The organism is Coleofasciculus sp., from assembly GCF_046565525.1.
GTDB lineage: Bacteria > Cyanobacteriota > Cyanobacteriia > Cyanobacteriales > Coleofasciculaceae > Coleofasciculus.
In genome coordinates this window covers 177,086-186,233 of the sequence record NZ_JBKHUP010000001.1, presented here as the reverse complement: position 1 = coordinate 186,233, position 9,148 = coordinate 177,086, and the positions used below count along the sequence as shown (strand labels likewise).

At 43.6% G+C, this 9,148-nt stretch carries 5 protein-coding genes; 3 read left to right on the top strand and 2 right to left on the bottom strand.

The window, feature by feature from the left end; all coding sequences use genetic code 11:
* Positions 1–217: 217 nt before the first annotated feature.
* Positions 218–1,654, bottom strand: a complete 1,437-nt coding sequence (gene glgA, locus ACLGGO_RS00770) for a glycogen synthase GlgA (RefSeq protein WP_446417908.1) — start codon at positions 1,652–1,654, stop codon at positions 218–220.
* Between the two features lie 371 nt (positions 1,655–2,025).
* On the opposite strand from glgA, the gene ACLGGO_RS00765 reads away from it, so the two are divergent.
* From ACLGGO_RS00765 to ACLGGO_RS00755, 3 genes are all read left to right on the top strand, one after another.
* A complete protein-coding gene (locus ACLGGO_RS00765) occupies positions 2,026–2,649 on the top strand; it encodes a restriction endonuclease subunit R (RefSeq protein WP_446417907.1) in 624 nt (207 codons plus the stop codon).
* Positions 2,650–2,809: 160 nt separating this feature from the next.
* Positions 2,810–3,238: a hypothetical protein gene (locus tag ACLGGO_RS00760; protein WP_446417906.1), complete on the top strand. Its 429-nt coding sequence runs from the start codon at positions 2,810–2,812 to the stop codon at positions 3,236–3,238.
* 125 nt (positions 3,239–3,363) lie between these two features.
* On the top strand, positions 3,364–4,020 hold the full coding sequence (locus ACLGGO_RS00755; protein ID WP_446417905.1) for a COP23 domain-containing protein: 657 nt from the start codon (positions 3,364–3,366) through the stop codon (positions 4,018–4,020).
* Between the two features lie 78 nt (positions 4,021–4,098).
* Here the strand turns inward: ACLGGO_RS00755 and ACLGGO_RS00750 are convergent, their stop codons facing one another.
* Positions 4,099–8,853: an nSTAND1 domain-containing NTPase gene (locus tag ACLGGO_RS00750; protein WP_446417904.1), complete on the bottom strand. Its 4,755-nt coding sequence runs from the start codon at positions 8,851–8,853 to the stop codon at positions 4,099–4,101.
* Between the last annotated feature and the right edge of the window lie 295 nt (positions 8,854–9,148).

Below are 9,148 nucleotides of genomic sequence, written 5' to 3'. Positions count from 1 at the left end.
ATGCCCTATTCATGACTTCGGAGCAGGTTCCCTCTGCCAATCCCTAACCTCAACGAAGTAGGTTAGGGTTCATGAATTCCGATTTTTTATTGGGCAATAGTTATAACCTTACCATAAATGCGATCGCGCCTGGTCGTTCAAGAGAATACACTTGATCCCAAAGATGTGGTGTAGAGACGTAGCATGCTACGTCTCTACAGTCGGGGAGGAAGTAAGTTTAACTGACAACACCTGTCAGGGGTGAATCTGCCTCTTGCGGTTGGACAGTTTCGTCCTCTGGCGGTAACCCTAACACCTCTCGGTATACGCGGATATACTGTTTGGCTGATTTATCCCAACTGAAATTCTGACGCATCCCCCGCTGCTGTAGCGTTGTCCATTGATCTTTAAAGCGGAAGCCTTCCCAAGTCCGCACCATGCAGGTATAAAAGTCTAAGGGTTCATAGCGGTCAAAGCAGTAGCCAGTGCCGGTTTGGCTAACCGGTTCATGGTGAGAAACGGTATCCACCAGACCCCCTGTACGCCGGACAATAGGGACACAGCCGTAGCGCATGGCTAGCAGTTGACTAATCCCACAAGGTTCAAACCGGGATGGCATCAAGAATGTATCACAACCGGCATAAATGCGTCGGGACAGAGCATCATTATAGAGGAGTTGGACAGACATGCGACCCCGATAGCGGGATGCCAATTGCCACATTTGGGTTTCGTAGTAACGTTCACCGGCAGCCAGTAATATAAATTGGGCATCGGTGTAAGCCATGAAGCGTTCGAGGACTTGTAATAATAGGTCAATCCCCTTTTGCTCAACTAGGCGCGTGACCATACCCATGAGAAAGACATTGGCGTTGACTTCTAAGCCCACCTCTTCTTGCAGGGTCACTTTATTTTTGCGACGTAATTCAATTGTATCGGCGGTGAAATTTTGCTCTAGGTATTTGTCGATTTCTGGGTCATAACTATCTGTATCAATGCCATTGAGAATCCCGACGGTTTTACCACTAATGAAAGACATTAACCCTTCTAGAGTTTCGCCGTATTCAGCCGTGCGGATTTGATCAGCGTAGGTTGGCGAGACGACAGTAACTCGGTCAGCAAATTGTACCGCCGCCGCCATTGTGTTATGACCTTGCATGTACCAAGGACACCAGGTTATCTGCTGTAAGCGCCAGCGCCAGGGACCTTGATACGCCAAGTTGTGAATGGTGAAGACGGTGGAAATATCCGGGGATTGGTTCATCCACACGGGAATCATGCCGGTGTGCCAATCGTGACAATGAATAATTTGCGGTTTCCAGTAGTTCCAAGCAAACTCAGATGCACCATTGGCAAACAGGGTAAACCGCCAGTCTTCATCCTCTCCTCCGTAGATATTGCGCCCGGAGAAGGCGAGATGTCCAAACAGATAGAGGGGGACATCGGTTCCCGGTAAAACCGTTTCATAGACGGCGAATGACTCAAACATGGCATACCCCCACCAGACGGGTTTTTTGGGAATCTCCATCTTGTCGGCTAAAAAGCCGTAATAGGGCATAAAAATCCGCACATCATGTCCCAAGCGCTTCAGGAACTTAGGCAATGCGCCCACAACATCCCCCATACCGCCGACTTTTGCCAGGGGCGCTACCTCTGCGGCAACAAAAAGAATATTCATATTGATAGTTGTGTACGATGAAGTCTCAAGTAGTAATAGTATCCTTCAGAGGGGCATTTACAATGACGAATCGTTGAATTCGTGGCATTTTCGCGCCAGTGTGGAGAGATAGAGGGATCAGCAAGAGGAGGCGATTGAAATCGCTGCTACACAAACTTTCGTCCGCCTGCGCGGACTAGATTATAAAGGGGGTGGCTAACCCGGATTTGATATTACCCGTTTTGAAGAGCATGATATCGGTAAAACCCGCCCCTACAGACGATCGGGTTGCCCTTGGCTGAGAATCTGCCACAGACGCGCGATCGCATCCGGTTCCATCAGCGGCTTAAACCCTTATCCTGAAAGGATGCTAGCCAAAGGACTCAACGATTATGGCACAAGTTATTCAAGCGAGTGAATTAACCCTACACGATGTCAAAGAAAAGTTTAACCTCCAGCAGGTTGAGGATGAACAATTTTTCCGAGAATGGCAGGATGATTTGCCAGAGGTAACGGATGCGGAAAAACAATGGTTAGATCGGGTCAAAGCGGATTTTATTTCAATCATCGAATATCCGCTGCATGAGGAGGTTGTAAAGATGGTCGTGTTAGCGCCATTGCTCTCACTAGCTGGCTTCTTTCGTTATCCTTTTCACCCAGATGCTGAGGTACAAGTTGCAGCGAAGGATGAGGAAGAAATCATCCGAGGAAAGATAGATGTATTGGTATTAAAGCAGCAATTATGGGTAGCGGTGATTGAATCAAAAAACAAGCAGTTTAGTGTGGATAAAGCTTTGCCACAAGCTTTGTTTTATATGCTAAAAAATCCGAATCTATCTCAACCGACGTTCGGATTGGCAACGAATGGGAGTCATTTTATATTCATTAAATTGATTCATCTAGATACACCCAAGTATGCCTTATCTGATGAGTTTACGCTGAGACGGCGAGGGAATGAGTTGTATCAAGTCTTGGCTGTATTGAAGCGATGGCAACAAACAGAATACCATGGATAATGTACTGATATACCCCAGATGAATCAGGAGATTAGCTAACCTGGATTGAGACGGCGAACTAAAATAATAGTACTCTTAACTCACCGCGCGATCGCATCCGGTTCCCTCAGTGCTTCAAACCTTTATCATGAAAGGATGCTAGCCAAAGGACTCAACGATTATGGCACAAGTTATTCAAGCGAGTGAATTAACCCTGCATGATGTAGAAGAGAAATTTCACCTGCAACAAGTTGAGGATGAGCCGTTTTTTGGGGAATGGCAGAGTAAATTACCCGAACTTACAGTGGCTCAAAAGGAATGGCTAGACCAAGTTAAGGCGGATTTTTTGGCAATTGAGTCAAAAAGTAAGCGGTTTAGTTTGAGTGAAGCGTTACCGCAGGCGTTGTTTTATATGCTCAATAGTCCGAATCCTTTACAACCCACGTTTGGATTGGTGACAAATGGGAGTCATTTTATGTTTATTAAATTGATTCGGCAAGATACACCTCAATATGGGTTGTCCGATGAGTTTACGCTAAGACGGCGAGGGAATGAGTTGTATGGAGTGTTGGGGGTGTTGAAGCGGTTGGGAGAGTTGCTAACAGGGTAGAAATTTTGCTTTGATAGAATTATTATTAAATTTCATTACACTGACCTCGATTTTAACTCCCACTAACTAAAATGAAGGTTAGCTCCTTATGACAATTATGACAAAACAAAAATGAGCTGCTTCCCATGAAATTGCAATCATTAGCTTCAACTTTCGCATCATCGGTAATTATAATTGCTTACATGGTCGCAGTGACTAGCACAGCCCATGCCCAAGAGTCTGCTGTAGTTCCGAGTACTGATCCAACTATTAATTTTTCTTGCCACGAGATTGATGGCATACCACATACAGTTGCTAGAACTTCCAAAACACATCAAGAAGTAATTCCAATTTTTAGATGGAGCAATGATTATTATCCTGAAACTGGAGAAGATGCTTTAACGAGATGTACGGGAGCATCGGCAATACTGCAAGATTATAATCAGAAAGGGCTACTGAATTATTTGAAAGCAGAAATTATCAATGGAGAGCCAGTTGTATGTGCAGCAAGCGCTGCTCCAGACGAAAATGTAGCAGATCATTCATGTAACCGACCAATCTTTACATTCAAACCAGGAGAGGATGCCGAACCAACAGTAGAAATTCTGCGCCAGGTTTTAAGCAATACATCATCTCAGTCACAGGAAAGATTATCGGTGAGTGAGTCTGAAATGGTCAGGCAACAACCCTCATCATCCCAACCAAAACCTGCTACGACAAATGCAGAGACGTATGAAGGCTGCTTATTTTGTCCCGCACGACGCGGGCAACCAAGAAACAGTACTGATGGTGGTACAAGGTAGAGAAAACCCAGGAAAAATTTTCAACTCATTGGTAGCATTCTTATCACCTCCACTAAGCCGATTGAAATAAGCCTATTTCTAGGGGCATATTCTAGACACATCTGCATAAGTTGCACGGTAACTCTTTAAAACATTGCACCCTTGTTGCAGCAATTTATTTAATTCTCTAACCTGATACAGTGATAGCGCATTACTAATATCTACAGCAGCAAGTTGTTTTCCATTGGGACTGAAGCTAATAGTCACAACTTTACTATCATCGCTACCAAATTGAGCGACTTGCCGTCCCGATAAATTCCAAAGTCGTAGTGTGCCTTCAAAACCAACAGTAGCGATTTTGTCTCCATCTGGACTAAAGCCTATGTATCTTAGCTTACCTTGATAACTGTTAAATCGATCCAACTCTTTCCCAGATAGATTCCAAATCCGAATTGTGCCGTCTAACTCACCTGTCGCCACCTGCTGATTATCTGGGCTGAAACTTATACTCGTAATCCAACCTTGCTCAACCTTTATTTCTTGCTGTTGCTCACCTGACCAATTCCAAAGCTTGGCTGCACCATTTCCCCCCAACGTCACCAAATAGTTTCCGTCTGGACTGATGCTTGCGCTGATAATCACGCTTTCATGAGCTGACCATTGCCGCAATTGATTGAGCTGTTGCTCTGATAGCTCCCAAATTTGAACTGTACCATCTTGCCCTGTCGTAACTAAATACTGCCCATTTTGACTGAAACTAATACTGGTCACTGCACTTTGATGAGCCTGCCATTGACCTAATGGAGTAAGCTGCTGTCCTGATTGTTTCCAGAGTCGAACCGTTCCATCTTGTCCTGCTGTAACTAAATACTGCCCATTTTGACTGAAACTAATAGTGGTGACTGCTCCCTGATGTGCTTGTAGTTTAGTTAAGAAAGACAGTTGCTGCACGGACTGATGCCAAAGTTCAACAACTCCATCTTGTCGTGCTATTGCTAGCTTTTGTCCATCAGGGCTGAAGCTAATATTTCTGACTATGCTTTGAACATTTAGCTGGCTGTTGGTTTGCTCTTGCTGCTGAAAACTATCAAGAATAACTTGTAGGGCTAATAGAGGACTCGTAGCTGGATAGTCTTTGAGGGGACGGTCATTCCCGATTAGAGATTTCAATTGTTGCCCAATTTGTATCGCAGCAATTAATGATTTTACTTTAACTTCTTGAGAAGAGCCAAATAGAAACTGCCGTAAAGTACTAGCACCTGCCTGTTCTAATCTAGTTCCTTGTTGAGCCTCTTCATAAGCAGCTTGCGCCTGTTGATAGTTAATTTGTGCTTCCTGAGCAAGTTGTCGAGCTTTTTCTCTATCTTGACGTGCGAGTTTTGCCGTCTCCTCAGCTTCGGCAATTTCTCGTTTAGCTTGTTGAATTTGTTCTCTTGTTTGTTGCTCAATTTTTGCGAGTTTAGCCTCTGCTTGCTCAACCGCTTGGTCAGCCTGTCGAACACTGCGATTTGCTGCCTCTAATTTAACTTGCGCCGAATTAACCTTTTGATTCGCTTGCTGAGTTCTAGCCTCTGCCTCTTGATTAACTTTATTTTCTCTCTCTATAGCGGCTTTAACCTTTAAGTTGGCAACGTCAACAGCTTTAAGAGCCTCTCTTTCTTTTTGCTGGGCAGATTTTACTTTATTTTGAGCTTTTTTTTCTGTATCATTAGCTTTGTAAACTCTCTGCCTTGCATCTAAAATTTGATCGAAAGCTTCTTTTTCTTTAGTATCAGCTTTTTCAACTCTTTGCTGTGCATCAGCTTCTCTTTGATCTGCGTCCGCGACTCTCATAGCTGCAAGCGCCCACACACCTGCTGATAAAACCAAAGTGATAGCAAATACTCCTGAGCCAATCTGAACGAGTCGCCTTGCCTTTCGCCTCGCTTGGGTCAATTCTTCCTGACTAAACCGACTCAAGGCTTCTGCTTTTTGACGTCGTTCTCGTTCTTCCTGTAGTGCTGCAATTAACTCATTTAACCTCGACTCTTGGTTTTCTCGAATAAACTCAGCCAAATAATCATGAACTAATTGATAACGGTCATAAGGAGTTTCTGGTAACAAAAACACTAAACCAGACTCCACAAAAATCCTTAAGACTAAATCTAACTTACTCGCTTCCGTTGTCAAATCCGCCGCTAATCCCTCTAAATCGCGTTCCAATTCAGCGCGAGTCTTCAGCGGACGAGTCCCTTTTTCATCCGTAAGCAAATACAGCACCAATTCCGCCGCCTGTTTATTCTCAGCACCACAATCCTCAACTACTTCCTCTAAATAGCGCTTGACTAATTCTTCTTTCGTCCCTAACTCCCGATAATCCGCCAGTGTTTTGATATTCTCCGCCTGTAATTGCGCCCCCACAACCTGCAACTCAATCGGTAATATTGCCCCCGTTGTACCCGCTAAATCCTTGACCAGTTGATCAATTAAAACAGGTTCTAAATAAAAGCGCGATCGCGTGGTTAAATCTTCTATAATAGCTTTGGCATCTGTTGGTGAAAAATTCCCCAATTCATACAGCACATTCTTCCCCAGAATATCATGACCAATCACACTCATGCTATCCAGACGATTGCACTCTAACAAATAGTGTAAATAATCTTCCCGTAGCGACAAAATTACCTTCACGGATAAAATATTTAAACAGTCTGCCAAAAACTGCCAAAATAGTCGCCGTTCAGTCTGATTAGTATAAACAAAAAAGAATTCCTCAAATTGGTCAAAAATCAGCACCGTCCGCCGCTGGCGCTGTTCATTTTCTCCTAACTGTTCCAGGATTGTGGCATAAGGTTGGTTTGTTTGAGAGTTTCTTGATAATCCAGAGACGTTATTATCTAAACTTGGGGAATCGGGCAGGTTTTGTTGAGAGTTTGGTAATTTTTCCGACAAGTTATCGTCTAAACTAGCCCCTACGGATTCATCTTCATTTAGCAACTGCTTTTCCAATTCCTCTATCCAATTCGTATAAACTAGGATGGAAATTGGACAATTCTTATGAGTGCCAATAACGCTTTGCTTTAATGCCGGAACTAATCCCGCATTCACCAGAGAACTTTTCCCGACCCCAGAGCGTCCATGAATGACAATTAACTTACAATCATTTCGTCCAATCCGTTCTATTAATCGCTCTAAATCTCGCTGTCGTCCAGAGGCGATAATTTCTGGCGCAACCGACTCTGAATGATCCGTTTTGGATAAAGCTTCTTGCTGATTTTTTACGGAAGAGGGAGAATTCAAAGCCTTCTCAAGAGCAGGAGAGAGGTTTTCCAAATCCCGCGACCAGTAAACAGCATCTTTTCGATGCGGTTGCAATCGTCCCGCACCAATAAAAGCACGAATACCATATTGCTGTTCAATGGAACGCCGCTGTTGTTTTGTAGCAAACGCGGCTAAATATTGCCTTTCTTCAAAATAGAGTTCTCGTAACTCTTCTAATATACGGACAGAAATCATGGGATTTCCAAAGTCACCCAATTGTCTAGCTTTAACTAGATGAGAAATCGCGGCTTGCTTATTGCCTAATTGCCGTTCTGCTTGGGCTAAAAATAGCAAATTTACTTCCTGAATCCAGCCTTCATGTTTAGGAAGTTTGTTTATAATATCCTCAGCTTGCTGTGCCGCTTGACAAGCATCATCCCAACGCTGTTGCTGTAATGCTGCTTCAGCTAAAAAGCTATAATCTTGGGCTAATTTACTGGTACTTCCATACTGTTGATGCAAGGGTAAAGCTTTTTGCACTACCTGTTTTAATTCATCCCATGCTTGCATCCGTCGCAGCACTCGTTCTAATTGAGTAATGCATTTTGCTACTAAATCGGGGCGGTTTTCTTGGTCAAATATGTCTAAACATTGTTGAAGGTAAATCTTGGAGTTTTGCCAGATAACCGTCTGGTGTTTTTTGCGATCCGTTGTGCGATAGTGGTAGAGTCCAATATGAAATAGGAGTAATCCGGCTTTTAATTTGGCATTAATCCGGACGGGTTGAGTTAAGTTATCGATTGTCTCTACATTGGGGTCAATGGGGGCGGGTTTAGTTATGTTATCTGTTTGGCGAGACACGTTATCTGTAAAACCCGCCCCTACCTGTTGCCAAAATGTTAGGCTTTGTTGAAAGTAATCTAACGCTTCTGGACTATCTCCGACATTTAACCCGCGAATGAACTTTAATCCCGCTTCAAGCTGGGGGTCTAAATCTTGCAAGCGATGGGGTAACTCTTTTAACGCCAAGTCTAGTTCTGAACGAGTTAAACAACCTTGAGCTAAAACATCAGCTAGCTTGTATAAGGATTGAGATGAATTAACAGCTAATGCTGTCGCAAATAACGACTCAACCGTCTCCTGGAGAACTTCAATTAACTCATCTGTGGGTATGGCGAATCGAGTGGTGGTTGTCCAACTCTCAAAATCTGGGGCAATTCTCAGGAATTGGACATGAACCGCTTCATTAATCCACAAGATAACCGGAAAGTGAAAATTCTTGCGAAACTCCTCCCGCACCTGATTCGTTGCCCTCAGCATATCATCCAGATTATCCACCGTGGCTAATCCAGACACCATCAAAGCGGCGGGCATTTCCTGTCCCAATTGGGCGCAAATTGTCGAATAAAGTATTCTGTCTGATTCTTTAAGGTAAATAACTCGAATATCAAGGGCGCATTGTTCCTGCACTTGCTGGATTAAACGTTCCTGTAAATACGCATAGTTACAACGCGCCAGCATGATGTAAAACCCTCCCTCAGAGGCTTCAACTGTCCAAATCAACTCCTCTAAGGCTTCCTGATTATCAATAGTAATCTCCTCTCGATAATTATCCATATTAAATTTCTGTATCAGGTTTTACCAAAACGAAAACCAGAAACAGCCATCAGGATTTGAATACCATTTCAACCGCCTTATAAATTGCCACTTATTGAAACCCACTATACCGTTATTCTCAAACACTCCCTCCTACCTATAATGTACACGAACCCTCTGCGTTCCTCTGCGTTAACCTCTGCGTTACTCTGCGTTAAAAAAATAAACCCGTATCCCCCCTACCCCATCAAACTATTCTAACTCACATAACATAGATAAAAAAGTGGGCGCAAGGATGGTGCCCCTACCTCAAATA

What these genes read in the sequence shown, in the direction of transcription:
- glgA (WP_446417908.1), bottom strand. Translation starts at nt 1,654, where the DNA reads ATGAATATTCTTTTTGTTGCCGCAGAGGTAGCGCCCCTGGCAAAAGTC.
- ACLGGO_RS00765 (WP_446417907.1), top strand. Translation starts at nt 2,026, where the DNA reads ATGGCACAAGTTATTCAAGCGAGTGAATTAACCCTACACGATGTCAAA.
- ACLGGO_RS00760 (WP_446417906.1), top strand. Translation starts at nt 2,810, where the DNA reads ATGGCACAAGTTATTCAAGCGAGTGAATTAACCCTGCATGATGTAGAA.
- ACLGGO_RS00755 (WP_446417905.1), top strand. Translation starts at nt 3,364, where the DNA reads ATGAAATTGCAATCATTAGCTTCAACTTTCGCATCATCGGTAATTATA.
- ACLGGO_RS00750 (WP_446417904.1), bottom strand. Translation starts at nt 8,853, where the DNA reads ATGGATAATTATCGAGAGGAGATTACTATTGATAATCAGGAAGCCTTA.